Source organism: Demequina gelatinilytica (assembly GCF_000971115.1).
Classification (GTDB): domain Bacteria; phylum Actinomycetota; class Actinomycetes; order Actinomycetales; family Demequinaceae; genus Demequina; species Demequina gelatinilytica.
The window spans coordinates 190,659-214,985 of the sequence record NZ_BBLV01000004.1; the positions used below are offsets into that span (position 1 = coordinate 190,659).

Below are 24,327 nucleotides of genomic sequence, written 5' to 3' on the forward strand. Positions count from 1 at the left end.
CCTGAGGAGCCCGATGCGCACGCGCGCCCTGATCGCGATCACCGCAGCAGCGGTGCTGGTCGTCGCGATCGCGCTGTCGCTCGCGATCGGCGCGCGCGCGATCGACCTGGGCACCGTATGGCAGGCCCTCACCGATCTCGACCCGAACGACCCGGAGCAGCTCATCGTCAGCGACCTGCGGGTCTCGCGCACGGTCATCGGGATCCTCGCGGGCGCGGCGCTGGGAGTGGCCGGTGCGCTCATGCAGGCGCTCACGCGCAACCCCTTCGCGGATCCCGGCCTGCTGGGCATCAACGCGGGCGCGTCGCTCGCGGTGGTGATCGCGCTGAGCACCGGTGTGGCGACCGGCTTCGCGGCACAGGTGCCCGTCGCCTTCGTGGGCGCGGGCGTGGCCGCGATCGTGGTCTACGCGATCGGCGCGCGCGGCGCGGCTGCGGGCGCCCCCGTCAGGCTCGCGCTCGCCGGCGTCGCCTTCACGGCGCTGGTGTCCTCCGTGACGTACGCGATCCTGCTGCTCAACGACCAGACCATGGAGCAGTACCGCCTGTGGGTCGCAGGGTCGCTGACCGGACGCCAGGACTACGACGTGACCGCGCTCGCATGGATCGTCGCCGTCGCGATCGCCGCGGGGCTGCTCGCGTCGCGTCAGCTGCAGGCGATCGAGCTCGGCGAGGATGCCGCCCGCGCGCTCGGGGTGCGCATCGGCGCCATCCGTACGGTGATCATCGTCATCGTCACCCTGCTCGCGGGGGCGGCGACCGCCGCCGCGGGACCCATCGTCTTCGTCGGGCTCGCCGTCCCGCACCTCGCGCGCGCGCTCGTCGGCGCCTCGCTGCCGTGGCTGCTCGCGGTGAGCGCGCTCGGCGGCGCGGCGCTCGTGCTCGTGTGCGACGTCATCGGCCGCGTGGTCGCGCCCCCGGGCGAGATCGGCGTGGGCATCAGCACCGCCTTCATCGGAGGCCTCATCTTCGCGCTCATGGCACGCCGCATGAAGGTGGTGGAGCTGTGAGGATCCTCCGCATCGGACCGCTCGGCATCTCCACCCACCGGCGGACGTTCGCCGTGGGCCTGGTCATGCTCGTCGCGCTCGTCGCGCTCGTGATCTTCGCGCTCTCGAACGGGCAGTCGAGCATCACCATCCTCGACTCGCTCAAGGCCGCCGTCGGGATCCCCGTCGGCGCACCGGCCGACTTCATCGTGGGCCAGGTCCGCGCGCCGCGCGCCCTGACCGCCGTCCTTGTCGGGGCGATGCTCGGGCTGTCGGGCGCGATCCTGCAGTCGCTCACGCGCAACCCGCTCGCCTCGCCCGACTTCATCGGCATCTCCATGGGCGCCGGCACCGGTGCGGTCGTCACGCTGTGGCTCATCGGCGCGAGCTCGCTGTGGGTCACAGCGGCCGGCGCCGCCGCGGGCGCGCTCGTGACAGCGGGGCTGATCCTGCTGCTCTCGTGGCGCCACGGCATCGTCCCGCTGCGGCTGATCCTCGCGGGTATCGGCATGGGCTTCGTGGCCAACGCGACCACGCAGTACGTGCTCACCCGGATGGACATGCACGAGGCCGGCAACGCCCTGGGCTGGCTCGTGGGCTCCGTCACCGGTCGCACGTGGACCCACGTGAGCGTGGCCGCGATCTGCCTCGCCGTGCTCCTCCCCGTGGTCCTATGGAACGCGCGTTCGCTCCGCACCATGGAGATGGGCGACGATGCGGCGCGCGCGCTCGGGATCGCGGTCGGGCCTGCGCGCATGGCGCTCGCGCTGAGCTCCGTGCTGCTCGCCGCCGCCTCGGTCGCGATCACGGGTCCCATCGGCTTCATCGCCCTGGTCGCCCCCGCGATCGCGCTGCGCCTCACCCGCAACGCGGGCGTCACCCTGATCCCGTCCGCCCTCATGGGCGCGCTGCTGCTGCTCGCCGCCGACCAGGTCGCGCAGCTCATGCCCACCACCATCCAGCTCCCTGTCGGCGTCTTCACCGCCGCCGTGGGCGCGCCGTACCTGCTGTGGCTCGTGTGGCGCGCGTCCCGAGGAGGTCCCGCATGACCAGGCTCCAGACCCGGAAGGCCGTGATCGGCTACGGGGGCACGCCCATCGTCCACGGCGTCGACGTCGAGGTGCCCGACGGCAGGATCACCGCGATCGTGGGCCCCAACGGCTGCGGCAAGTCGACCCTGCTGCGCGCGTTGGTGAGGCTCCTGCCTGCGTCCGAGGGCACCGTGCTGCTCGACGGCGAGGACATCCACCGCATCCCCACGCGCGAGGTGGCGCGACGCGTGGGCCTGCTCCCGCAGTCGCCCATCGCGCCCGCCGGCATCACCGTCAAGGAGCTCGTGGCGCGCGGGCGCACCCCGCACCAGAAGGTGCTGCGCCCGTGGAGCGCCACGGATGAGATGGCGGTGACCTCGGCGCTGCACTCGACGCAGCTCACGAGCATCCAGGACGCCGTGGTCGACGAGCTCTCCGGCGGCCAGCGTCAGCGCGCCTGGATCGCGATGACGCTCGCGCAGGACACGCCGCTCATGATCCTCGACGAGCCCACCACATACCTCGACATCGCGCACCAGTACGACGTCATGGACCTGCTCCACCACCTCAACACGCGCCAGGAGCGCACCATCGTCATGGTGGTCCACGACCTCCACCAGGCCGCGCGCTACGCGCATCACGTCATCGCGATGCGCGACGGCGTGGTGGCAGCCGCGGGCACGCCGCGCGAGGTCTTCACCGAGGAGCTCATCCGCGACGTGTTCGCGCTCGAGGCGCGCGTGCTCGAGGACCCCGTCACCGGCACCCCCATGGTGGTGCCCGCGCACGGACCAGGCGGCGCGCGATGAGCCGCGCGCCGCACCCCCGATCGTCCCAACCGGTCGCGCACCCCGCGACGACCACCAGCCCCGACACTGATCCCCACGAAAGGACCAGCATGTTCACCACCTCCACCCAGCGCCGCGCCGGCGCGCTCGGCATGGCGGCCGCCGCCGCCCTCGCGCTCGCCGCGTGCTCGCCGTCCGAGACCGAGGACGAGGCCACCACCGGCGCCTCCGCGGAGCCCACCGCCGCGGAGACCACCGACGCGCCCGCGGCAGCCTTCCCGGTCACGCTCGACACCGTCATGGGCGAGGTCACGGTCGAGTCCGAGCCGCAGCGCGTGGTCACGCTCGGCTCGCACGAGCACGAGTACCTCTACGCTCTCGGCGTCGCGCCCGTCGCGGTGCCCGAGTCGTGGCAGGGCTATGCCAACGGCACCGGCCCGTGGGCCGAGGAGGACCGCCTCGCCGCGGGCGCGGAGCCCGAGCTGTTCGTGCCCGGCTCGACCACGTACGATGCCGAGCTGATCGCCTCGTTCGAGCCCGACCTCATCGTGGCGACCTACCCGAACCACACCATGACGCAGGAGGAGTACGACCTCCTCTCGGGCATCGCCCCCGTGGTGACCCGCCCGGCCACCGACGCCGACGGCGCCGAGACCGCCGAGTGGAACGTCTCGCTCGCGGACGAGCTCACGCTCCTCGCCCAGGCCACCGGCACCACCGACGAGGCCGAGGCGATCATCGCCGAGATCGATGCGGCGTTCGCCGAGGTCCGCGACGCGCACCCCGAGTGGGCCGGCATGACGTCGCAGGTGGGCGGCTTCTACGAGGGCCAGGCCTTCGTCTACAGCGCCAACGACACCCGCAACCAGTTCCTCGCGAACGTGGGCCTCGACGTCGCGTCGATCGAGGGCACCGACGAGGCCTGGATGCAGATCAGCGCCGAGCAGCTCGACGTCCTGGGCGACCTCGACTCGATCGTGTGGCAGGTCGCGACCACGCCCGAGGCGCGCGACTCGCTCCAGTCGCTGCCGCTGTTCGACTCGCTGAACATCTCGCAGGTGGGCGGCAGCATCTGGCTGTCCGACCCGGTGCTCGAGGGCGCGTTCTTCGCGAACTCCCCCTCGTCGGTCTTCTACTCGATCGAGGCCTTCGTGCCGATGCTCGAGGCCGCTCTCGACGGCGACCCCGCCACCGAGGTCGTGGAGTTCTCCTCGGAGGGCTGATCACCGTAGCGCCGAGCGAGGCCCCGCTCACCTTCTCCGGTGAGCGGGGCCTTGTCACGTCGCCGAGCAGCCCCGGACGTGGACGGCGGACGATGCTCGCGCATCGTCCGCCGTCCAGGTTCAGGACGCGGGGGCCGGGTCAGAGGTCGAGCCGCTCCAGCATGTCCGTCACCAGCGCCGCGACCGCGGAGCGCTCGGAACGCTCGAGCGTCACGTGCGCGAAGAGCGGGTGGCCCTTGAGCGCCTCGATCACCGCGGCGATGCCGTCGTGGCGACCCACACGCAGGTTGTCGCGCTGCGCGACGTCGTGCGTGAGCACCACACGCGAGTCCTGCCCGATGCGGCTGAGCATGGTGAGCAGCACGTTGCGCTCGAGCGACTGGGCCTCGTCGACGATCACGAACGCGTCGTGGAGGCTGCGGCCGCGGATGTGCGTGAGCGGGAGCACCTCGAGCATCCCGCGCGCCATGACCTCCTCGACCACCTCGGAGGAGACCATCGCGCCGAGCGTGTCGAAGACCGCCTGCGCCCAGGGGTTCATCTTCTCGCCCGCGTCGCCAGGCAGGTAGCCGAGGTCCTGCCCGCCCACCGCGTAGAGCGGACGGAACACCATGATCTTCTTGTGGAGGCGGCGCTCCATGACGGCCTCGAGGCCCGCGCAGAGCGCGAGGGCGCTCTTGCCGGTACCGGCGCGGCCACCCATGGAAACGATGCCGATCGACTCGTCCAGCAGGAGGTCGATCGCGATCCGCTGCTCGGCGCTGCGGCCGTGGACGCCGAACACCTCCTGATCGCCGCGCACCAGCCGTACCGAGCCCTGCTCGGTGACGCGGCCGAGAGCGCTTCCGCGCGCGCCGTGGATGACCAGGCCCGTGTGCACGGGGAGGTCGGCCAGGTTCTCACCGGACAGCGCCGGATCGGGCGCGGGGAGCGACTCGTGCTCCCACAGCGAGGACATCTGCTCGTCGCTGATCTGGATCTCGCGCATGCCGGTCCAGCCCGACTCGACCGCGAGCTCCGCACGGTACTCCTCCGCCTCGATGCCCAGCGCCGAGGCCTTGACGCGCATCGGCAGGTCCTTCGAGACGACCACCACGGACTCGCCCTCGGCGGCCAGGTTGGCCGCGACCGCGAGGATCCTGGTGTCGTTGTCGCCCAGCCGGAAGCCCGACGGCAGCACCTCCTGGTCCGTGTGGTTGAGCTCGACACACAGCGTGCCGCCCACCTCGTTGACCGTGACGGGCTCGTCGAGCTTCCCGTGGAGGACGCGGAGGTCGTCGAGCATGCGCAGCGCGGATCGCGCGAAGTAGCCGAGCTCCGGGTGGTGCCGTTTCGCCTCGAGCTCCGTGATGACGACCACGGGCAGGACCACCGCGTGCTCGGCGAAGCGCTTCATGGCGCGCGGATCCGAGAGCAGGACCGAGGTGTCGAGGACGAACGTGCGCACGTCCGTGGACTCGGCGTTCTCGATCGCGGTGGCGGGGACGGAGCGAGGCATGGTGGTCAACAGGGCTCCCAGCGGTCTGGCCGCAGGGCGCCGATCGCCCTACGGCGTTCGGTTACGTCGACATCGGTCCGATGTGACGGCGTTGTGCTACCACGGTCCCGACGCTACGCCCGTTCCCCTTCCTCGCGGGAGACACGCCGCGGAAAGTTCACATAGATGTAACTCGCATCCCGCGCTCGGGCGTGTCCGTTTCGGGTTCCCCGGGCGGCCGACCAGCGACGATGCACGGAGCAGCGCTGCGCGCTCTCGCGAGACCGCTTCCCGCGGCCTGCGGCGTGTCGCGCGCGACACGCCGCGCACCGAAGGTCCGGCCGTCAGCGTCCGAGCCGGCGCTCGCGCTGCGAGAAGTCGCGCAGCGCGCGCAGGAAGTCGATGCGCCGGAAGTCGGGCCAGTACGCCTCGCAGAAGTAGAACTCCGAGTGCGCGCTCTGCCACAGCAGGAACCCGCCCAGGCGCTGCTCGCCTGAGGTGCGGATCACCAGCTCCGGGTCCGGCTGGCCCTTGGTGTAGAGGTGGTCCGCGATGTGCTCGACCGAGAAGCTCTCCGCGACCTCCTCGAGCGAGTGCCCGGCCTCGACACCGGCCTTGAGGAAGCTGCGGACCGCCTCCGCGATCTCGTGGCGACCGCCGTACCCGACCGCGACGTTGACGTGCAGCCCGTCGGCGGACGCGGAGCGGTCCACCGCCGCCGCGATCCGTGCCGCCGTGCCCTGAGGGAGCAGCGACGAGTCGCCCACGTGGCGCAGGCGCCACCGGCCGTCGTCCGCGAGCCGCTCGATCGCGGTGGCGATGATCTCGAGGAGCGGCGCGAGCTCCTGCGGATCGCGCGCGAGGTTGTCGGTGGAGAGCATCCACAGCGTCACCACCTCGACGCCGGCGTCCTGCGACCACTCGAGCACCTCGGTGATCTTGTCGGCGCCGCGCTGGTGGCCATGCGAGGCCGGGTTGCCGCTCTGCTTGGCCCACCGGCGGTTGCCGTCGAGGATCACCCCGATGTGCCGCGGCGAGGATCCGGTCCGCTTGAGCTCGCGCGCGAGGCGCTTCTCATACGTCCCGTACAGGAGCGCGCTCAGGCCCATCGACATCCTTCTGACTTTGCGGCAACGGCTGCGACAACCGTACCTTGGCGCCATAACCTACGGTATCGTAGGTTCATGGTCGAGAATCTCCCCGTACCTGGTAAGCCGCTCATGCGCGGGTGGCTTCATCTGGGTGCGGCGCCGCTCGCGCTCATCGCAGGGCTGGTGCTCACCGCCATCGCGCCCACGCTCGCCGGGAGGGTGTCCTTCGCGATCTTCACCCTCACGGCGGTGATGCTGTTCGGGACGTCCGCGGTCTACCACCGCGGCAACTGGTCGGACAGGACCCGCGCGGTGCTGCGTCGCATGGACCACGCGAACATCTTCCTCATCATCGCGGGCACCTACACACCGCTGACCGTGCTGCTGCTCGAGCCGCCGACCAGCGTATGGGTGCTGGGGGTGGTGTGGGGCGGCGCGGTGCTCGGCCTGCTGTTCCGCGTGCTGTGGCTCGGCGCGCCCCGATGGATGTACGTCCCCATCTACATCGCGCTCGGCTGGGTCGCGATCGGCTTCATCAAGCCGTTCTACGAGGCCGGCGGGATGGCGGTGGTGGTCCTCATCATCGTCGGCGGGCTCTGCTACACCATCGGCGCGATCATCTACGGCACCAAGTGGCCTCGCGGATCCCAGAAGTACTTCGGGTTCCACGAGATCTTCCACGCGCTAACGATCGCCGGCTTCGCCTGCCACTTCGTCGCCGCTTCCCTCGCCGCCTTCGCCGTCGCCTGACGCACCCGCCTCCGGGGTCTCCGCCGCCGCATCGTCCACGCGCGCCTCGGCCTCCGCGCGAGCCTGCTGGACGCGCATCTTGCGCAGGTGCTTGCTGAGCGAGCGCATGAGCAGGATGGTCGCGCCCACGAGCGCGAACGTGGCGACGAAGGCGAGGAAGCCCGGGCCACCGGTGAAGTTGGAATCCATATCCGCCTCTCTGACCGGACTATCCTGCCTCATCATGACGACTGCCGAACCCAGCGAGCGCGACGGCGCCCTCCCCCATCTCAGCAGGCGCTCGTGGGCGCTCGTCATCGGCAGCCTCGCCCTGCTCGTGGGAGCGACCGCGTGGTACGCCTTCGTCGCCTCGCATGAGGAGGTGCGGTGGAAGGACGTGGGGTTCTCCGTGGCGTCCCCGACGGAGATCACCGTGACGTACGACGTCTATCTCTACGACGACGTCGACGTCGACTGCACGCTGCGCGCCCTGAACCCGCGCTTCACGGAGATCGGCGTCACCACCCAGCGCATCGCGTTCGCCGACGGTCGTCAGCAGCGCCTCGAGGCCACCATCACCACCACCGAGGAGGCCACCACGGCGCAGGTCCAGTACTGCGTCCCCGTGGAGTGATCCCCCCGGCACGATGCCGTGCCGGCTTGGGGAGGCTTGCACGGGCTTGGTAAGGTGGCGCACCTTGTCACATGAGGAGGTAGCACCGTGACCGAGACCACTGGAACCTGGCTGACCCAGGAGGCGTTCGACCGGCTTCAGGCCGAGTACGACCACCTGGTCAACGTCGGCCGTGTCGAGATCGCCAAGGAGATCGACGAGCGCCGCCAGGAGGGCGACCTCAAGGAGAACGGAGGCTACCACGCGGCCCGCGACGAGCAGGCCAAGATGGAGGCCCGCATCCAGGAGCTGCGCCGCAAGCTCGAGACCGCCCAGGTGGGCGAGGTCGAGTTCTCGGGCACCATCGCCGCAGGCACCGTGGTGACGGCCGAAGTCATGGGCCGCGAGATGAAGTTCCTGGTGGGCTCGCGCGAGATCGCCGAGGGCACGGACCTCGACGTCTTCAGCGCCGAGTCCCCCCTGGGCGCCGCCCTGCTCGGCCACGTCGCCGGCGACGAGACGTCCTACGTCGCGCCCAACGGCAAGGAGATCTCCGTCAAGGTGGTCGCCGCGGAGCCGTTCAACGGCTGACGCTCGCACACGCTTCGACGATGCCCTCGGGGAGAACCCCGGGGGCATCGTGGCGTCTCGGGGCTCAGACCCGCTTGAGCAGCACCACGGCCTCGTAGTGCGAGGTGTGGGGGAACATGTCGAGCAGCCGGCCGCGCACCGGGACCAGCGACGGCATCGCTGCGAGGTCCTTCGCGAGGGTGACGGCGTTGCAGCTCGAGTACACGACCGTGCCGGCCCCTGACTCCTCGAGCCACCCCGCGAGCTCCGCCCCGATCCCCCGCCGCGGCGGGTTGACGATCACCGCGTCGGGCACCAGCTCCTGCTCGCGCGCCCAGGCGGTCGCGTCCGCGGCCACGAAGACCGCATCGTCCGCACCGGCGGCGCCCGCGCGAGCCAGCTCCTCGGCGCTGAGCCGCGCGCTCTCGATGGCCTGCTCGCTCACCTCGACGCCCACCACCGCGCGACCGGGACCGAGGCAATGCAGCGCGAAGCCTCCCACGCCGCAGTACAGGTCCCAGACGGTGGCGGGCGACGCATCGTCCACCCAGGCCGCGACATCGGCGTAGAGCTCGCGAGCGATGGCGGTGTTGGTCTGGAAGAAGCTCTGCGGGCGCAGGTGCAGCACCACGTCGCCCATCTCCATCGCGAGCGACTCGCGCTCGGTCAGCACCAGCTCGCGCTCGCCCTCGACCACCGCCTTGTGCTCGGGAAGGATGTTCGCGGTCACCACGGCGAGCGACGGCAGCTCCGCAAGCAGCCACGGCAGGTGCTTCTGGATGCGCGCGAGCGCCTCGGTCGAGCGCAGGACCAGGCGGGCCATGAGCTCGCCGTCGGGCGCGAGGGTCACGATGACGTTCTTGAGCTCGCCGCGGCGCGCAGGGACGTCGTAGGGCTCGAGCCGCGCGACGTGCACGAAGCGTGCCAGGACGGGGAACGATGCGGCGAGCGGCTCCGGGTAGAGGGGGCACTCGCGCAGGTCCACCCCGGCCCCGTGCTCGTCGAGGATGCCGATGGTCGGCGCGTCCATGGTGCCGCCCACCACCATCTTCGCCTTGGTGCGGAAGCCCTGCTCGGCGCTCACCAGCGGCGCCTCCCAGGCGATGCCGCGCGCGCTCTCGCCGAGCGCCGCGCTCACCAGCGACTCCAGGTGCGCCTGCTTGTCCGCGACCTGCACGTCATGCGGGGTCTCGATGAGCGTGCACGAGCGGCACACCCCCGAGTCGTAGTAGGCGCAGCGCACCTCAGGAGTGTAGGCGCGCCGGACGCTCAGGTGTGCGGCGCATCGTCCCCGCTGTCGTCGTGGCCCTCGGGGTGACGGCGGCGCACGCGGATCTCGCCGGTCTTGGCGATCGCCTCGCGCGCCCGCTTGATCGCCTCGCGTGGATGCTCGGTGAGAACGGCACCCGTGTCCGGAGGCACCTCCGCCTCCGCCGTGATCTGGGCGTGGAGCGAGCGCCCGAACGCGTACACGAAGGACACGATCGGGACCGCGATGACCGCGCCGATGAGGCCCAGCAGCAGCGTGCCCATCGAGACCGTGAGCAGGATCACCAGCGGGTGGAGCGACGCCGCCTTGCCGAACAGCCACGGGTACAGCACATTGCCCTCGATCTGCTGGACCAGCAGCACGATCGCGAGCATCCACAGCGCCGTGGGCCAGCCGCCGTCGAACAGGCCCACGAGGACAGCGATGGCGCCGGACAGCGTGGCACCGAACAGCGGGATGAAGGACAGCAGGAACACGAAGATCGCGATGGGGAACGCGAGCGGCAGCCCCAGGATCCACGCGCCGGTGCCGATGCCGACCGCGTCGATGAACGCCACGAACACGCTCGTCTCGGTGTAGCGACGGAGCGTGAGCCACGCCGTCATGCCGGCGTTGTCGACGCGCTCGCCACGGGACCGGGGCACCAGCCCGACGAACCACAGCCACAGCTTGCGTCCGTCCTTCATGAAGAAGAACAGCGAGAACAGCGCGACGATCGAGCCGGCGAACAGCGAGCCGATGGTCCCCGTGACGGAGAAGGCGCCGGTCGCCACGCCCCACGCGTTGTCCTGGACCGTCTTGGTGACGTTGCCCAGCATGTCGTCGATCTGCTCGCGCGACAGGTGCACGGGCCCGTCCACCAGCCAGTCGAGGAACTGGTCGAAGCCCTTGACGGCGGCCTCCTGGAGGTCGCCGAAGCCCGCGACGATCGAGCTGCCGGCCGCGACGGCGAGGCCCAGCACCACGGTGACGAGCGCGATGATCGCGAGCGCGGCGCCCAGCGCGCGCGGCACATGCCACTTCTCGAGCCGGCTCACGGCCTGCTCGAGCGGCGCAGCGATGAGCATCGCGATCGCGAGGGGCAGGATGATCGACGCGAAGTTGGTGAAGCCCGCGAACATCACGTACGCGATGATGCCGACGATGATGAGGCGCCACGACCACGCGGCGGTGACGCGCAGCCACAGCGGCACGTACTCGGTCGCGACGTCGACGGGCGCCTCGTCGGTGTCGGGGGTACCGGGCTGATCTGCCATGCTTCGGAGCCTAGCCGTCGGCGCGCCCGGCCTCGGGGACGCGAGGAACACGGCGGGGCGTATCGGCGTTCGTCTGAGCGGAAGGGAGCAACGGATGCTCGGAATCGACAAGACCGTGATGATCAAGCCGGACCAGGCCCTCTCGGGCCGGGACGCGGAGATGCAGATCGCGGACAAGCACGTGGTGCTCGGCACGGACCTCAAGGGTCCCTGGCCCGAGGGCTACGAGGTCCTCTACGTCGGGATGGGCTGCTTCTGGGGTGCGGAGCGCATCTTCTGGCAGATCCCCGGCGTGCACGTCACCGCTGCCGGCTACATGGGCGGCTGGACCAGGAACCCCAACTACCAGGAGACGTGCACCTCGCTCACGGGCCACACCGAGGCCGTGCAGGTGGTCTACGACCCCTCCGCCGTCTCGCTCGAGACCCTGCTGGCCGCGTTCTGGGAGAACCATGACCCGACCACGGCCAACCGCCAGGGCGGGGACATCGGCACGCAGTACCGCAGCGCGATCTTCGCCACGACCGAGGCGCAGCTCGAGGCCGCCGAAGCCTCGCGCGAGCGCTACCAGGCGCGCCTGACGGAGCAGGGCTACGGCGCCATCACCACGCAGATCGCGCGTGCGGATCAGGCGGGCGACGGCACGTTCTACTACGCCGAGGACTACCACCAGGGCTACCTGCACAAGAACCCGGGCGGCTACTGCAACCACGGCTTCTGCCAGGTGAGCTTCGCGTAGAGAGCCCCACGACGACGAAGGCCCCGACCAACCGGTCGGGGCCTTCGTGCGTGAGGCGTCAGTCGCGACCGGAGAAGATCGCGATGAGGCGCAGGAACTCGATGTAGAGCCACACGAGGGTGACGATGAGGCCGAAGGCCGCCGTCCACTCGAGCTTGGCGGGCGCACCGCGCTTGACGCCGTTCTCGATGAAGTCGAAGTCGCCGATGAGCGAGATGCAGCCGAGCAGGATCGCGAAGGCGCCGATGAGCGCGCCCCACGGCAGGTTGGTGCCGGCGATCTCCATCGAGTAGAAGCCGAAGCCGGTCGCCCCGTCGGCGAAGATCATGTAGCCGACGTTGACGAGGCTGAAGATGAGGTACGAGATCATCCCGATCATCAGCACCTTGCGCAGCTTGCTCGTGTAGCGCACCTTGCCGGAGCGGTACAGCCACATGCAGACCATGAAGGTGATCGCCGTCGCGACGAGCGCCTGCAGACCAGCGCCCGGGGCGTCGAAGCTGGTCTCGATGGCCACGGTGATCGCACCGAGGAAGAAGCCCTCGGCGATCGCGTAGATGCCCACGAGCACCGGGTTCGCACCGTTGCGCTGGAACGTGGCGATGAGGCCCACGACGAACGCGACGAGGCCCGCACCGAGCGCGAGCATGTACGCCGTCGCCGACTGACCGGCGACCACGTAGCCCGCGGCGCCCGTGGCGATCGTGAGGGCGCCGAGCACCACGGACTTGTTGATGACGCCCTGGTAGCTCATGCGCTCGGTCGTCACATAGCCGGGCGCCGCGGACGGGGCCTGGAACTGCTGCTTCAGGTCCTGCGCGGTCGGCTGCGCGAGCAGCGGGTCGGCCTTGAACTCCTTGGCGTTGCTGAACACCGGACTTGCCACGTTTCCTCCTCAGTGGGCGACCGCCCCAGTCTAGACACGCGCCATCGCGTGGCGGCGGGACCGTCGTCAGGACAACGCGCCAGGCATCAGCCGTGCTCCCACGCGCCTCACCCCTCCTGACAGCCGCAACGGAATCGGATCCGCCACGCCGTCCGCAGGCGCACGATGCGCCGTCCGCCACGGCGTGTCGCCGCGAGATCCGTCCGGAGTGTCGGAGGGGAGGGGAGCCCGTTTTTCTTCGTTCCTGTTGCTTTGGTTTTGTTTCTGTGTTTCTATGTGGATATCCGGACAAAGGAGTCACCCATGTACGCGACGGAGCGACAGCAGCGCATCCTTGCGGAGGCGCGCGCCGCAGGCCGTGTCGAGGTCGCCTCGCTCGCCGAGGCGCTCGCCGTGACCACCGAGACCGTCCGCCGCGACCTCACCGCCCTCGAGCGGCGCGGATCGCTGCGCCGGGTCCACGGTGGTGCGATCCCCGTCGAGCGGCTCGAGCTCGAGCCCACGCTCGCGTCACGCTCGACCCAGCGCCCCGACGTCAAGCGCCGGATCGCGTCGCGGGTCCTCCAGGAGCTCCCCGCGGGCGGCACCGTCATCCTCGACGCCGGCTCCACCACGCAGGCGCTGGTCGACGCGTTGCCCATCGACCTGGTCCTCACCGTCATCACCGACTCCCTGCCCGCCGCGACCACCCTGTCGACCCGGCCCGGCATCTCGCTCTACCTGCTGGGAGGCCGCGTCCGCGGCGTGACCGCCGCCGCCGTGGGCGACTGGGCCACCGATGCGCTCGCCGGCATCGTCGCCGATGTCGCGGTGGTGGGCACCAACGGGTTCTCCGCGGAGCGCGGCCTCACCACCCCGGACCAGGACGAGGCGCGGGTCAAGCGCGCGATGGTCAAGGCGGCCCGGCGCGTCGTGGTCGCGGCCGACTCGTCCAAGGCAGGCGACGACCATCTCCACCGCTTCGCGGCGCTCGACGAGGTCGACCTCATCGTCACCGACGCCGACCTCGCGGACGACGCGGCGGACGAGCTCCGGGCGGCCGGCACGGAGGTGGCAGCGGCATGATCGTCACCCTCACCCCCAACCCCAGCGTCGACCGGGCCATCACGCTCACGTCGCTCGAGCGCGGCGAGGTCAACCGCGCCGTGGCCGTCCAGGTCGACGCGGGCGGCAAGGGCGTCAACGTCGCACGGGCCATCACCGCGCAGGGCGGCGACGCCGTCGCGGTCCTCCCGGTCGGCGGCCCCGAGGGCCATCTCCTCGAGGAGCTGCTCACCGCGGCGGGAGTGGCCCACCGCTCGGTCCCCATCACGGGCCCCGCACGCATGAACATCTCGGTGCTCGAGCCCGACGGCACCACCACCAAGCTCAACGAGCCCGGCCCCGAGCTCGCACCCCTCGAGGTCGACGCGCTCCTCGACGCGACGACCGCGAGCGCGCGCGGAGCGGCATGGGTGGTCGGATGCGGAAGCCTTCCCCCCGGCGCTCCAGACTCGCTCTACAGCGACCTGATCGCGCATGCCCGTGCCAGGGACGCACGGGTCGCCATCGACAGCTCCGGAGCGCCGCTCGCCGCCGCGGTGGACGCCCGCCCGGACCTCATCAAGCCCAACCACGAGGAGCTGTGCGAGCTGGTCGGCCGCCCGCTGCGCACGCTCGGCGATGTCCAGGTCGCCGCGGGCGACCTGGTCGCCGTGGGCGTGAGGACCGTGGTGGTGAGCCTCGGCGGCGATGGCGCCCTTCTTGTCGATGCGAACCACGCCATCCACGCGCGCGCGTCCATCCCCGCGCCCGTCTCGACCGTCGGAGCCGGTGACTGCATGCTCGCCGGCCTCCTCCACGGCCTCACCCGAGGCCTGCCCCCCGCCGACGCCCTCGCCGAGGGCGTCCTCTGGGGCTCGGCTGCCGTGACCCTTCCCGGCAGCCGGGTCCCCTCGCCCGCGGACCTCCGCGGCATCACCGTGCAGCTCTCGCACACCCCCCCTGCAGGACTGACCCTCGGTCAGCGCTGACCCCGAAAGGAACACCCCCATGTCACTGATCACCGCCGATCAGGTCATCCTCGACCTCGCCGCGGAGGACCGCCACGCGGCCACCCGCGCGCTGGCCGACACGCTTGTCGCGTCGGGGCGCTGCACGGATGTCGAGGCCTTCGTCGCGGATGTCCGCAAGCGCGAGGAGACCATGGCCACCGGGCTCCCGGGCGGCATCGCCATCCCCCACGCACGCAGCTCCGCCATCACCGAGCCCACGCTCGCCTTCGCCCGCACCGACGGGATCGACTGGGGAGCGAAGGACGGCCCCGCCTCGCTCGTGTTCCTCATCGCGGCGCCCGAGGGCGCCGGGGAGGCGCACATGAAGGTGCTTCCCAGGCTGGCCAAGGCGCTCATGAAGAAGGAGTTCACGGGCGCGCTGCGCTCCGCCACCACCGCGGAGGAGGTCGTCGCGATCGTCGAGGCGGAGGTGGGCGACGTCGTCGTCTCGCCGCCGCCGCCGACCCCGACCCCGGCCCCGGCCGCCGAGGCGCCCGCGCCCGCCCCGGCTCCTGCCGCATCGGCCGGGCTCACGCTCGTGGGCGTCACGTCCTGCCCGACAGGCATCGCCCACACGTACATGGCGGCCGAGGCGCTCGAGCGCGCCGCCAAGGATGCGGGCCACACCATGAAGGTCGAGACGCAGGGCTCCGCCGGCGCGACGCCGCTCACGGCGGAGGAGATCGCCGCGGCCGATGCGGTGATCTTCGCCCACGACGTCGAGGTGAGGAGCGCCGAGCGCTTCTCCGGCAAGCCCATCGTCGACGTCGGCGTGAAGAAGGCCATCTCCGATGGGCCCGCGCTCATCGCCCAGGCGGTCGCGATGTCCTCCGAGTGGAAGACCAACCCGCACGCCGAGGCCGCGGCACCCGCCGCATCGTCCGGGCTCGCGACCAAGGTCGACAAGGAGGCCGGGCTCGGCACGCGCCTGCGCCAGTGGCTGATGACGGGCGTGAGCTACATGATCCCGTTCGTCGCGGCAGGCGGCATCCTCATCGCGCTGTCCTTCATGCTCGCGCAGTTCGCGTTGGGCGAGAACGGCGCGATCGAGATCGTGAACTACAACCTCACGTCGGACGACGCCTACAACATCGCCCAGAACTTCGACATCCTGAGCCTCACCTCGTGGGCGGCCCTGCTGTTCGTCATCGGAGGCGCGGCCTTCGGCTTCCTGGTCCCGATCCTCTCGGGCTTCATCGCCTTCGCGATCGCGGACCGACCCGGCCTGGTGCCCGGCATCGTGGGCGGCTCGATCGCCGCAACCATGGGCGCCGGCTTCCTGGGCGGCATCGTCACCGGTCTGCTCGGCGGCCTGGTCGCCAAGTGGATCGCCTCGTGGAAGGTCCACAAGGGCGTCCGCGGAGTCATGCCGGTGGTGGTGATCCCGCTGCTGTCGAGCCTCATCAGCGTCGGTCTGTTCATCACGCTGCTCGGGCGCCCCATCACCGCGCTCTCCGACGGCCTCAACGAGTGGCTCACCGGCCTCCAGGGCGGCAGCGCCTTCATCCTGGGAGTGGTGCTCGGCGCGATGATGGGCTTCGACCTGGGCGGTCCGGTGAACAAGGTCGCCTACTTCTTCGGCACCGCCGGGCTGGCCGCGGCCGGCACCGCCACGGACGCTCCCGCGCTCACCATCATGGCGGCCGTCATGGGCGCCGGCATGGTCGCCCCGCTCGCGATGGCCCTCGCCACCACCGTCCGCCCGAAGCTGTTCTCGGAGCCCGAGCGTGAGAACGGCAAGGCGGCCTGGCTGCTGGGCGCCTCGTTCATCTCCGAGGGCGCCATCCCGTTCGCTGCGGCCGACCCCGTCCGCGTGATCGTCTCCTCCGTGATCGGCTCCGCCCTCACGGGCGGCCTGATCATGGTGTTCGGCGTGACCCTGCGCGCCCCGCACGGCGGCATCTGGGTCCTGCCCCTCATGGGCGGGTTCCTGTGGTTCCTGGTCGCCCTCGCGGCCGGCGTCCTGCTCATGACCGCGATCGTGGTCACCCTCAAGTCCCGCGACAAGAAGCTCGAGACCGTCGACGCGGTCGCGACCGTCTGACCCACCCTTCGAAGGAGGACCCTCATGTCCCAGCGCACCGTCACCATCGCATCGTCCGTCGGGCTGCACGCCCGCCCCGCCGCCCTCTTCGTGGAGGCGGCCCAGGAGACGGGGCTCGATGTGGAGATCGGCCGAGCCGGCGAGGACGCCGTCGACGCCACCAGCATCCTGGGCGTCATGGCCCTGGGCGCCAAGCACGGCGAGGAGGTGATCCTCACCGCCGAGGGCGACGGCGCGGACGCCGCCCTCGAGTCCCTGGTCGCGCTCCTCTCGCGCGACCTGGATGCCGAGGAGGGCTGACATGTCCGGCGACACCCGTCACGGCGTCGGCGTCAGCCCCGGCACGGCGGTCGGGCCGGTGGTGCAGGTCGCACCGCCGGTCCGGCCCCCGGCCGACGAGCCCGCGCCGGACGATGCGGACGCAGCCACCTCGCGGGTGCTGGAGTCGCTCGCGGCGGTCGCCGTCGACCTCGACGCCCGGGCCGCCGCGGCCGACGAGCACGCCAAGCCGATCCTCAAGGCCACCGCGATGATCGCCCGGGACAAGGGCCTCGCGAAGGCCGCGGGCAAGCACATCGCCGCCGGGCTCGGACCCGCGCACGCGATCGAGGCCGCGGTCGCCGAGTATGCCGCGCAGTTCGAGGCGCTCGGCGGCTACTTCGCCGAGCGCGTCGCCGACCTCAAGGACGTGGGCGACCGCGCGATCGCCCACGTCCTCGGGGTTCCCTCCCCCGGCGTGCCGCCGCTCACCGGGCCGTCCGTCATCGTGGCCGTGGACCTCGCGCCGGCGGAGACCGCGACGCTCGACCGCGCGCACGTGGTGGGCATCGTCACCGCCGCGGGCGGGCGCACGTCGCACACCGCGATCCTCGCGGCGCAGATGGGCATCCCCGCGGTGGTCCAGGTGCACGGCGCCACGGACATCCCGGCCGGCACCACGGTCGCCGTCGACGGCGACGCGGGAGCCGTCACGCTGGATCCCGACATGGATCTGCTCGAGGCGCAGCGGGTGCGCCGCGAGCGCCGCGCCGCCGCGCTCGCCGGGGTGTCCGGCCCCGGCGCCACCAGCGACGGCCACGCCGTCGCGCTGCTCGCCAACATCGGCGGGGTGGACGATGCGGTCGCGGCGGGCGCGCAGGACGTCGAGGGCGTCGGGCTGTTCCGCACCGAGTTCCTGTACCTGTCCGCCAACGCGCTGCCCAGCGTGGAGGAGCAGGCGGACGTGTACCGCAAGGTGCTCGAACCGTTCGGCAGCCGCCGCGTGGTGGTGCGCACCCTGGACGCGGGCGCGGACAAGCCCCTCGCCTTCGCGAACCTGGGCGAGGAGGAGAACCCGGCGCTCGGTCGCCGCGGCCTGCGCCTGTGCCAGGCCAAGCCCGAGCTCATCGACTCGCAGCTGTCCGCGCTGGCCCTCGCCGCGCGCGAGACCGGCGCGGACGTCCGCGTGATGGCACCCATGGTCGCGACGGCGGAGGAGGCGGCGTGGTTCGCGTCCCGCGTACGCGCCGCGGGGCTTCCGAAGGCCGGCGTGATGATCGAGGTCCCCGCGGCTGCGCTGCGCTCCCGCCACGTGCTGGCGGAGGTCGACTTCGGCTCGCTGGGCACCAACGACCTCGCGCAGTACACGATGGCCGCGGACCGCATGGAGGGCGAGTTGTCGGATCTGCTGGACCCGTGGCAGCCCGCCGTCCTCGACGTGGTCGCGGCGGCGTGCGAGGGCGGAGCCGAGACCGGCAAGCCGGTGGGCGTGTGCGGCGAGTCCGCGGGCGACCCGCTGCTGGCGCTCGTGCTCGCGGGTCTGGGCGTGTCGAGCCTGTCGATGGCGCCCAAGAAGGTGCCCGCGGTCCGCTTCGCGCTGTCGCTGCACTCGCTGGACAAGTGCCGGGAGCTCGCGGCGCTCGCGCGGGACGCGAGGTCCGCAGCCGACGCGCGCGAGGCCGTGCGCGCCGCGGCCGGCGAGGAGCTCACGGCGATCCTCTGAACCGTGGCCGGGCACCGGCCGTAGAATGGTCCCGCTCTTCTGCTTCAACGGACCGAAGGGGGCCCGTCGTTGCACCGGACCACCGCACTGCTCCATGACCTCTCCGTGGAGGTCACCGCACGCGACCGCGCCGCGATCGCCCGTGCGGGCCTCGCCGCGGGCACGCGGGTGAGCATCACTCATCTGGGCACGGAGACCATGCAGGACCGGCTCGACGCCGCCGCCGCGGTCCGGGCGGCGGGGCTGGTGCCCGTGCCGCACGTGTCCGCACGTCGCCTCGATGACGAACAGGCCCTGCGCGGAGCGCTCACCGGGCTGCGCGAGCACGGTGCCCATGAGCGCGTGTTCGTGGTCGGCGGCGACCCGCGCACGCCTGCGGGTCCGTACGGCTCGGCGCTCGACGTGATCCGCTCGGGGCTGCTCGCCGAGCACGGCGTGCGCGAGGTCGGCCTCGCCGGCTACCCCGAGGGCCACCCCGCGATCGGCGATGCCGAGCTGTGGGAGTCGCTCGCCGCCAAGGTCGCGGCGGTCGAGGAGCAGGGAATGACCGCGACCGTCACGTCGCAGTTCTCCTTCGATGCCGATGCCGTGGTCGCCTGGATCACGCGTGTGCGGGAGGCCGGGGTGACCGCTCCCGTCCGCGTCGGGGTGCCAGGACCCGCGGGCATCGGCCGCCTGCTCGCGTTCGCACGACGATGCGGGGTCGGCTCGAGCGCGGGCATCGTACGCAAGTACGGCTTCTCGCTCACCAACCTCATGGGCACGGCCACGCCGGACCGGTTCGTCGCGGACCTGGCCGGGCGGCTCGACCTCGCCCATCATGGCGAGGTCCACCTGCACGTCTACGCATTCGGCGACGTGGCCGCGACCGCCGGCTGGATCGCGGCCGCCGCGACACGGACGCTGCCCATCGACGCCGCGGAGCCGGCCTAGCCGATACGCCTGCGGTACGCCGCCTTCGCGAGCACGTAGGCCACGGCGAGGATGCCGGCGATCCACGCGAGCGCCGCACCCAGGTCCGTCCCGACCGGCTCGCCGGCCAGCAGCGCGCGGACCGAGTCGACGACGGCCGTGACGGGCTGGTTCTCCGCGAACCACCGCACCGGGCCCGGCATCGTGTCCGTCGGCACGAACGCCGAGCTGACGAACGGGAGCAGGATCAGCGGGTAGGCGAACGCGCTCGCGCCCTCCACCGACGTCGCCGTGAGGCCCGGAAGGATCGCGAGCCACGTCAGCGCGAGGGTGAGGAACGCGAGGACGCCCGCGACCGCGAGCCACGCGACCGGTCCCGCGCTCGAACGGAAGCCCATCGCGAGCGCTGCGAGGACCACCACGGCGAGCGAGACCAGGGTCGCCACCAACGACGTGAGCACGTGCGCCCAGAGCACCGCCGGCCGCGCGATGGGCATCGAGTGGAAGCGCTCGAAGATCCCGCCCTGGAGATCCATGAAGAGGCGGAAGGCCGTGTAGGACACGCTCGAGGCGATGGTGATCACGAGGATGCCCGGCAGCAGGTAGGTCGCGTAGGGCTCGGCGCCCGCGTCGATCGCACCGCCCAGCACGTAGACGAACAGCAGCAGGAACGCGATCGGCATGAGGACGGTGGTGATGATGGTGTCCGGGCTGCGCGGGATGTGACGCAGCGAGCGACCGGTGAGGATCGCGGTGTCGGCGACGGCGGTCATGGGTGCTCCTTCCGGGGCCTCGCGCCGACCACCGCGAGGAAGACCTCCTCGAGCGACGGCTGCTTCTCGATGAGCTCGACGGTGGGCGCCGGGATGAGCGCCTTGAGCTCCGCGAGGGTGCCATCGACGATGATGCGGCCCTGGTGGAGGATCGCGATGCGATCCGCGAGGTGCTCGGCCTCGTCGAGGGTCTGCGTGGTGAGGAGCACCGTGGTGCCCGCGTCGGCGAGCGCGCGCACGGCCGCCCAGACCTCGCGGCGGGCCTCCGGATCGAGCCCCGTGGTGGGCTCGTCGAGGAAGACCACCGAGGGGGCGCCGATGAGGCTCATCGCGACGTCGAGGCGGCGGCGCATGCCGCCCGAGTACGTGCCGACGCGACGCGACGCCGCCTCGGCGAGGCCGAACCGCGAGAGCAGCGCATCGGCCACGCCGCCGGGATCCGGGTGCCGCCGGAGGCGGGCGACCAGCCCAAGGTTCTCGCGCCCGGTGAGGATCTCGTCCACCGCCGCGAACTGGCCCGTGAGGCTGATCGCCTGCCGGACGGCCATCGGCGCCGTCGCGACATCGTGGCCCTCCACGGTGACGCTCCCCGCATCGGCCGTCAGGAGGGTGCTGAGGATCCGGACGAGCGTGGTCTTGCCGGCGCCGTTCGAGCCCAGCAGGGCGACGATGCTGCCGCGTGCGACCTCGAGGTCGACGCCCATGAGCACGTCGAGTTCCCCGTAGCGGTGGCGCAGGCCACGGACCTCGATCGCCGGCGCGCTCATGTCGCGTCGCCCGCGGCGCGGTCCATGGCCTCGACCAGCCGCGCGCGCTCCTTGTCGATCCACCGCCGGCCGGTGTAGGCCTCGGCGAACGTCTCGGCGAAGTCCACCGGGTCCGCCCCGACGATGTCGCGCACGGGGGTCCCGTCCGCGGCCGCGCGCTCCCAGAGGTCGGCGAGGTCGCCGACCATCGTGATCATCGTGTCGCCGTCGGTGACCCCGCCGTAGTACATGAAGTACCGCAGCAGGGCGGTCGCCGCGTCCGAGTAGGGCGAGGGCAGCGCCTCGATGCGGCGCCGGTCGGCCTTGAACTGCTTCTTCTGCTCCAGCGAGCCCGTGAGCTTCTCGATCCAGGACATGGCTACTCTCCTTCTTCCTTGAGGTGAGCGAGCCGGTCGGCGAGGAAGCCCCAGCTGCTCCAGAACTCGTCCAGCGCCTCGCGGCCCTGGGCGTTGAGGGTGAACACCTTGCGCGGCGGGCCCTTCTCGGACGGCACCTTCTCGACGTCGACCAGGCCGCGCTGCTCGACGCGGACCAGGAGCGCGTACACGGTCCCCTCCGCGATGTCGGCGAAGCCCTGGTCGCGCAGCCGTGCGGTGATCTCGTACCCGTAGGCGGGACCGAGCGCGAGGAGCGCCAGGACGATGCCCTCCAGCGTGCCCTTGAGCATCTCCGTCATCTGCTTGCCCATCGGGACCTCTCCAACTACTCAGTGTTGCTGACTACTGCTAGATAGTATCACTGAGTAGCGAGGACGCAAGAGGTGGGGAGGCGCCGTCGGCACGACGAACCCGACCCGCCGTGCCTCAGCAACATGTGCCGATCGTGTCGATGACGGGGCGCGCAAGGGCTCAACGCGTGCTGATCGTGTGGTTGACGGGCGCACGGGGGCTTCGCGCATGCCGAGGTGTCGGCGCCGTGCGCCAGGTCGCGGGCGACACGAATCGCACGCGTTGACGGCGCAGGGGGCCGCGCCACCGCACGATCCGCACATCATGCGCGAGGGATGCGTGTGCGGAGGCGTGGGTCAGCCGAGAGGCACCGAGTGGATCGCGGAGTCCACCGAGCTCCCGTTGAGCTCGAGGTAGAGATGCCGCTCCGTCACGGAGACGGTCATGGCGTTGCGGCGCTCGATGAGCGCGGCAGCGGACTCGATGAAGCCCGCGTCGAAGCTGTGGAGCATGATCCGCTCCCGCTGATGGATCTTCTTGCCCTCCCAGCGGGCGAGCACCTTCGCGGGATCGTGCTGCGTGTACACGGCGGTGCGGTCCGCGAGCCTGGAGCCCCGGTGCAGGCGCTCGGCCTCGGGCTGACCCACCTCGATCCACGCGGTGATGAGCCCCGTGAGGTCGCGCACCAGCACGGCGGGCTCCTCGGCGGTGGAGATGCCCTCGGAGAAGGTGATGCCCTCCTCGTGCTCGAGGCAGAACGCGAGCACGCGCGTGATCATGAACAGGCCCGTCTCGGAGGGGTGACGGGCGACGCGGAGCGACAGGTCCTCGTAGACGCCGCGGTCCACATCCGCGAGCGTGAGGTCGAAGGTGTGAACAGTCGCGCCGGCAGCCATGACGCACCAGCGTACGTGCCCCCGGCGGGGTTCGAACCCGCACTGGGCCGGGTTTAAGCCGGCTGCCTCTGCCAGTTGGGCTACGGGGGCGGCGGGACGATGCGCCCGCTCAGCCCCGCTCGGCCGCCGAGAAGGCGATGCCGTCGAGGATGTCGTGCTCGCTCGTCACCACGTGCGGTAACGCTCCCCCGGCCGCGACCACCGCGGAGCGCACGCGCGTCATCACGGTGCGCCACACGAGCGCGCCCGCACCGATCACGTCGACGCGTCCGGGGTGCATGAAGCCCAGCGCGGACCGCTCCGCCCGCGAGGACGCGAGGAGCTCGTCGCACGCGCGGATCGCGTCGTCGATGTCGACGATCGCGCCGTTGATCGCGTCGCGGTCGTACTCCGGGAGCCCCAGCGCGTGCGCGGTCACGGTGGTGATGGTCCCCGCGAGCCCCACGAGCGTGGCGGTGCGCTCGACCGGGACGCCCGCGAAGGCGAGGTCGATCGCATCGTGCACATCGGACTCGGCCGCGGTGACCTGCTCCTCGGACGGCGGGTCGCCCGCGAGGTGGCGCTCGGTCATGCGCACGCAGCCCACGTCCATCGAGTGCGCGAACTCGGGGCGGTCCACCCCCAGCACCACCTCGGTGGAGCCGCCGCCCAGGTCGACCACCAGGAACGGGGCGTCGTGCGCCGCGTCGAGCGCGCCGGTCGCTCCGCGGAAGGACAGCGCGGCCTCCTCGGCGCCGGAGATCACCTCGGGGACCACCCCGAGGCGCGACTCGATGCCGGCCAGGAAGGTGTCGCGGTTGCGGGCGTCGCGCGTCGCGGAGGTCGCGACGAAGCGGATCGCCTCGACCCCGTGCTCACGGCAGGCGGCCGCGTACTCGTCGGTCGCGGCGAACGTCCGGTCGAGCGCCTCCGCGGCGAACTCGCCGGTCCGGTCCACGCCCTGGCCCAGGCGGACCACGGTCATGGTGCGCACCACGTCGGTCAGCGTCCCGGAGGCGAGGTCGACGTCGGCGATGAGCAGGCGGATCGAGTTGGTCCCACAGTCGATGGCGGCTACACGCATGGCTCGAGACTATCCGTCGATCTCGACTGCGCACGTGCAGCGGTCCGGGCTGAACGAGCCGGAGATCAGCGCGAGCGCCTCATCTCCCAGCGGGTTCACCCCGGGGCCGGCGGCGAGGGCGTGGCCCACGAGCACGTGGAGGCACTTCACGCGGTCGGGCATGCCGCCCGCGGAGATGCCGTGGATCTCGGGGACGTCGCCGAGCGCGTAGCGCTCCTCGAGGTAGCGCTCATGCGCCGCGCGGTACGCGGCGGCCAGCTCGGGCTCCTCGCCGGACTGCAGCCGCTCCTGCATCGTCTTCATCACGCCGTTGGCCTCGAGCGTCGAGACGGCCGCGACCGCATCGGGATGCGTGAGGTAGTACTGCGTGGGGAAGGGCGTGCCGTCCGGGAGGCGCGGCGCGGTGTGCACCACGGTCGGGTTGCCGCAGACGCAGCGGGCGGCGATGGCCACGATGCCTCGCGGCTCGCGTCCCAGCTGGGCCGCGAGGACGGCGACGTCGCGCTCGGTGGCGGGGGTGTCGTTCACC

General features: G+C 71.6%; 27 protein-coding genes and 1 tRNA gene. 14 read left to right on the forward strand and 14 right to left on the reverse strand.

The window, feature by feature from the left end:
• The first annotated feature begins 13 nt into the window (after positions 1-13).
• From AOM00_RS04745 to AOM00_RS04760, 4 genes are all read left to right on the forward strand, one after another.
• Positions 14-1,009: a FecCD family ABC transporter permease gene (locus tag AOM00_RS04745; RefSeq protein ID WP_062516690.1), complete on the forward strand. Its 996-nt coding sequence runs from the start codon at positions 14-16 to the stop codon at positions 1,007-1,009.
• Entirely contained in the window at positions 1,006-2,037 is a 1,032-nt protein-coding gene (locus AOM00_RS04750) for a FecCD family ABC transporter permease (RefSeq protein ID WP_062516691.1), read from the forward strand. Before AOM00_RS04745 ends, AOM00_RS04750 begins: the two co-directional genes overlap by 4 nt.
• Positions 2,034-2,828 carry an ABC transporter ATP-binding protein gene (locus AOM00_RS04755; protein WP_062516692.1) on the forward strand — a complete coding sequence of 265 codons (795 nt, stop codon included), beginning with the start codon at positions 2,034-2,036 and terminating at the stop codon, positions 2,826-2,828. Before AOM00_RS04750 ends, AOM00_RS04755 begins: the two co-directional genes overlap by 4 nt.
• Before the next feature lie 89 nt (positions 2,829-2,917).
• Positions 2,918-4,030, forward strand: a complete 1,113-nt coding sequence (locus tag AOM00_RS04760) for an ABC transporter substrate-binding protein (protein WP_062516693.1) — start codon at positions 2,918-2,920, stop codon at positions 4,028-4,030.
• Positions 4,031-4,169: 139 nt separating this feature from the next.
• On the opposite strand, the gene phoH2 is transcribed toward AOM00_RS04760, so the two are convergent.
• Together phoH2 and AOM00_RS04770 are read right to left on the reverse strand one after the other, a co-directional pair.
• Positions 4,170-5,528, reverse strand: a complete 1,359-nt coding sequence (gene phoH2, locus AOM00_RS04765) for an RNA 5'-3' helicase PhoH2 (RefSeq protein ID WP_062516694.1) — start codon at positions 5,526-5,528, stop codon at positions 4,170-4,172.
• Between the two features lie 323 nt (positions 5,529-5,851).
• Positions 5,852-6,616 (reverse strand): isoprenyl transferase, encoded by a 765-nt coding sequence (locus AOM00_RS04770; RefSeq protein WP_062516695.1) that lies wholly within the window; start codon positions 6,614-6,616, stop codon positions 5,852-5,854.
• A gap of 75 nt (positions 6,617-6,691) precedes the next feature.
• Here AOM00_RS04770 and trhA point away from each other — a divergent pair, with 75 nt between their 5' ends.
• A complete protein-coding gene (gene trhA / locus AOM00_RS04775) occupies positions 6,692-7,348 on the forward strand; it encodes a PAQR family membrane homeostasis protein TrhA (protein WP_062516696.1) in 657 nt (218 codons plus the stop codon).
• Here trhA and AOM00_RS15585 read toward each other — a convergent pair.
• Complete coding sequence (locus tag AOM00_RS15585) at positions 7,283-7,537, reverse strand: hypothetical protein (protein WP_062516697.1); 255 nt, start codon at positions 7,535-7,537, stop codon at positions 7,283-7,285. The two genes, trhA and AOM00_RS15585, sit on opposite strands and share 66 nt — an antisense overlap.
• A gap of 34 nt (positions 7,538-7,571) precedes the next feature.
• Between AOM00_RS15585 and AOM00_RS04785 the strand changes: the two genes are divergently transcribed.
• Both AOM00_RS04785 and greA read left to right on the forward strand, forming a co-directional pair.
• On the forward strand, positions 7,572-7,961 hold the full coding sequence (locus AOM00_RS04785; protein ID WP_062516698.1) for a DUF4307 domain-containing protein: 390 nt from the start codon (positions 7,572-7,574) through the stop codon (positions 7,959-7,961).
• An 87-nt stretch (positions 7,962-8,048) separates the two neighbouring features.
• Complete coding sequence (gene greA, locus AOM00_RS04790) at positions 8,049-8,531, forward strand: transcription elongation factor GreA (protein ID WP_062516699.1); 483 nt, start codon at positions 8,049-8,051, stop codon at positions 8,529-8,531.
• Positions 8,532-8,595: 64 nt separating this feature from the next.
• Here the strand turns inward: greA and rlmC are convergent, their stop codons facing one another.
• Complete coding sequence (rlmC, locus tag AOM00_RS04795; protein ID WP_062516700.1) at positions 8,596-9,753, reverse strand: 23S rRNA (uracil(747)-C(5))-methyltransferase RlmC; 1,158 nt, start codon at positions 9,751-9,753, stop codon at positions 8,596-8,598.
• Between the two features lie 26 nt (positions 9,754-9,779).
• Positions 9,780-11,036 carry an AI-2E family transporter gene (locus AOM00_RS04800; RefSeq protein WP_062516701.1) on the reverse strand — a complete coding sequence of 419 codons (1,257 nt, stop codon included), beginning with the start codon at positions 11,034-11,036 and terminating at the stop codon, positions 9,780-9,782.
• 94 nt (positions 11,037-11,130) lie between these two features.
• On the opposite strand from AOM00_RS04800, the gene msrA reads away from it, so the two are divergent.
• Positions 11,131-11,775, forward strand: a complete 645-nt coding sequence (gene msrA / locus AOM00_RS04805; RefSeq protein WP_062516702.1) for a peptide-methionine (S)-S-oxide reductase MsrA — start codon at positions 11,131-11,133, stop codon at positions 11,773-11,775.
• 58 nt (positions 11,776-11,833) lie between these two features.
• On the opposite strand, the gene AOM00_RS04810 is transcribed toward msrA, so the two are convergent.
• Entirely contained in the window at positions 11,834-12,661 is an 828-nt protein-coding gene (locus AOM00_RS04810) for a Bax inhibitor-1/YccA family protein (protein ID WP_082096598.1), read from the reverse strand.
• A gap of 303 nt (positions 12,662-12,964) precedes the next feature.
• Between AOM00_RS04810 and AOM00_RS04815 the strand changes: the two genes are divergently transcribed.
• From AOM00_RS04815 to AOM00_RS04840, 6 genes are all read left to right on the forward strand, one after another.
• On the forward strand, positions 12,965-13,726 hold the full coding sequence (locus tag AOM00_RS04815) for a DeoR/GlpR family DNA-binding transcription regulator (RefSeq protein WP_062516704.1): 762 nt from the start codon (positions 12,965-12,967) through the stop codon (positions 13,724-13,726).
• Positions 13,723-14,673, forward strand: a complete 951-nt coding sequence (gene pfkB / locus AOM00_RS04820; protein ID WP_062516705.1) for a 1-phosphofructokinase — start codon at positions 13,723-13,725, stop codon at positions 14,671-14,673. The genes AOM00_RS04815 and pfkB overlap by 4 nt, the downstream gene beginning before the upstream one ends.
• Positions 14,674-14,692: 19 nt before the next feature.
• Positions 14,693-16,738: a PTS fructose transporter subunit IIABC gene (locus AOM00_RS04825; RefSeq protein WP_062516706.1), complete on the forward strand. Its 2,046-nt coding sequence runs from the start codon at positions 14,693-14,695 to the stop codon at positions 16,736-16,738.
• Between the two features lie 24 nt (positions 16,739-16,762).
• The gene (locus AOM00_RS04830) at positions 16,763-17,038 is read left to right on the forward strand and encodes an HPr family phosphocarrier protein (RefSeq protein ID WP_062301844.1); all 276 of its coding nucleotides are present in this window, start codon (positions 16,763-16,765) and stop codon (positions 17,036-17,038) included.
• 1 nt (position 17,039) lies between these two features.
• Positions 17,040-18,719 (forward strand): phosphoenolpyruvate--protein phosphotransferase, encoded by a 1,680-nt coding sequence (gene ptsP / locus AOM00_RS04835; protein WP_062516707.1) that lies wholly within the window; start codon positions 17,040-17,042, stop codon positions 18,717-18,719.
• A 69-nt stretch (positions 18,720-18,788) separates the two neighbouring features.
• Positions 18,789-19,652 (forward strand): methylenetetrahydrofolate reductase, encoded by an 864-nt coding sequence (locus AOM00_RS04840; RefSeq protein WP_062516708.1) that lies wholly within the window; start codon positions 18,789-18,791, stop codon positions 19,650-19,652.
• Here AOM00_RS04840 and AOM00_RS04845 read toward each other — a convergent pair.
• From AOM00_RS04845 to AOM00_RS04880, 8 genes are all read right to left on the reverse strand, one after another.
• Positions 19,649-20,404 (reverse strand): ABC transporter permease, encoded by a 756-nt coding sequence (locus AOM00_RS04845; protein WP_062516709.1) that lies wholly within the window; start codon positions 20,402-20,404, stop codon positions 19,649-19,651. The genes AOM00_RS04840 and AOM00_RS04845 overlap by 4 nt on opposite strands.
• The gene (locus tag AOM00_RS04850) at positions 20,401-21,171 is read right to left on the reverse strand and encodes an ABC transporter ATP-binding protein (protein WP_062516710.1); all 771 of its coding nucleotides are present in this window, start codon (positions 21,169-21,171) and stop codon (positions 20,401-20,403) included. The genes AOM00_RS04845 and AOM00_RS04850 overlap by 4 nt, the downstream gene beginning before the upstream one ends.
• Positions 21,168-21,527 (reverse strand): DUF1048 domain-containing protein, encoded by a 360-nt coding sequence (locus AOM00_RS04855; protein ID WP_062516711.1) that lies wholly within the window; start codon positions 21,525-21,527, stop codon positions 21,168-21,170. Before AOM00_RS04855 ends, AOM00_RS04850 begins: the two co-directional genes overlap by 4 nt.
• A gap of 2 nt (positions 21,528-21,529) precedes the next feature.
• Positions 21,530-21,859 carry a PadR family transcriptional regulator gene (locus AOM00_RS04860; RefSeq protein WP_062516712.1) on the reverse strand — a complete coding sequence of 110 codons (330 nt, stop codon included), beginning with the start codon at positions 21,857-21,859 and terminating at the stop codon, positions 21,530-21,532.
• A 336-nt stretch (positions 21,860-22,195) separates the two neighbouring features.
• Entirely contained in the window at positions 22,196-22,735 is a 540-nt protein-coding gene (locus AOM00_RS04865; protein WP_062516713.1) for a YaeQ family protein, read from the reverse strand.
• Positions 22,736-22,751: 16 nt separating this feature from the next.
• A tRNA-Leu gene (locus AOM00_RS04870) sits at positions 22,752-22,825 on the reverse strand.
• A gap of 19 nt (positions 22,826-22,844) precedes the next feature.
• Complete coding sequence (locus tag AOM00_RS04875; protein ID WP_062516714.1) at positions 22,845-23,798, reverse strand: Ppx/GppA phosphatase family protein; 954 nt, start codon at positions 23,796-23,798, stop codon at positions 22,845-22,847.
• Between the two features lie 9 nt (positions 23,799-23,807).
• Positions 23,808-24,326, reverse strand: coding sequence for a DUF501 domain-containing protein (locus AOM00_RS04880; RefSeq protein WP_062516715.1), 519 nt, complete (start codon positions 24,324-24,326; stop codon positions 23,808-23,810).
• Position 24,327: the final 1 nt, after the last annotated feature.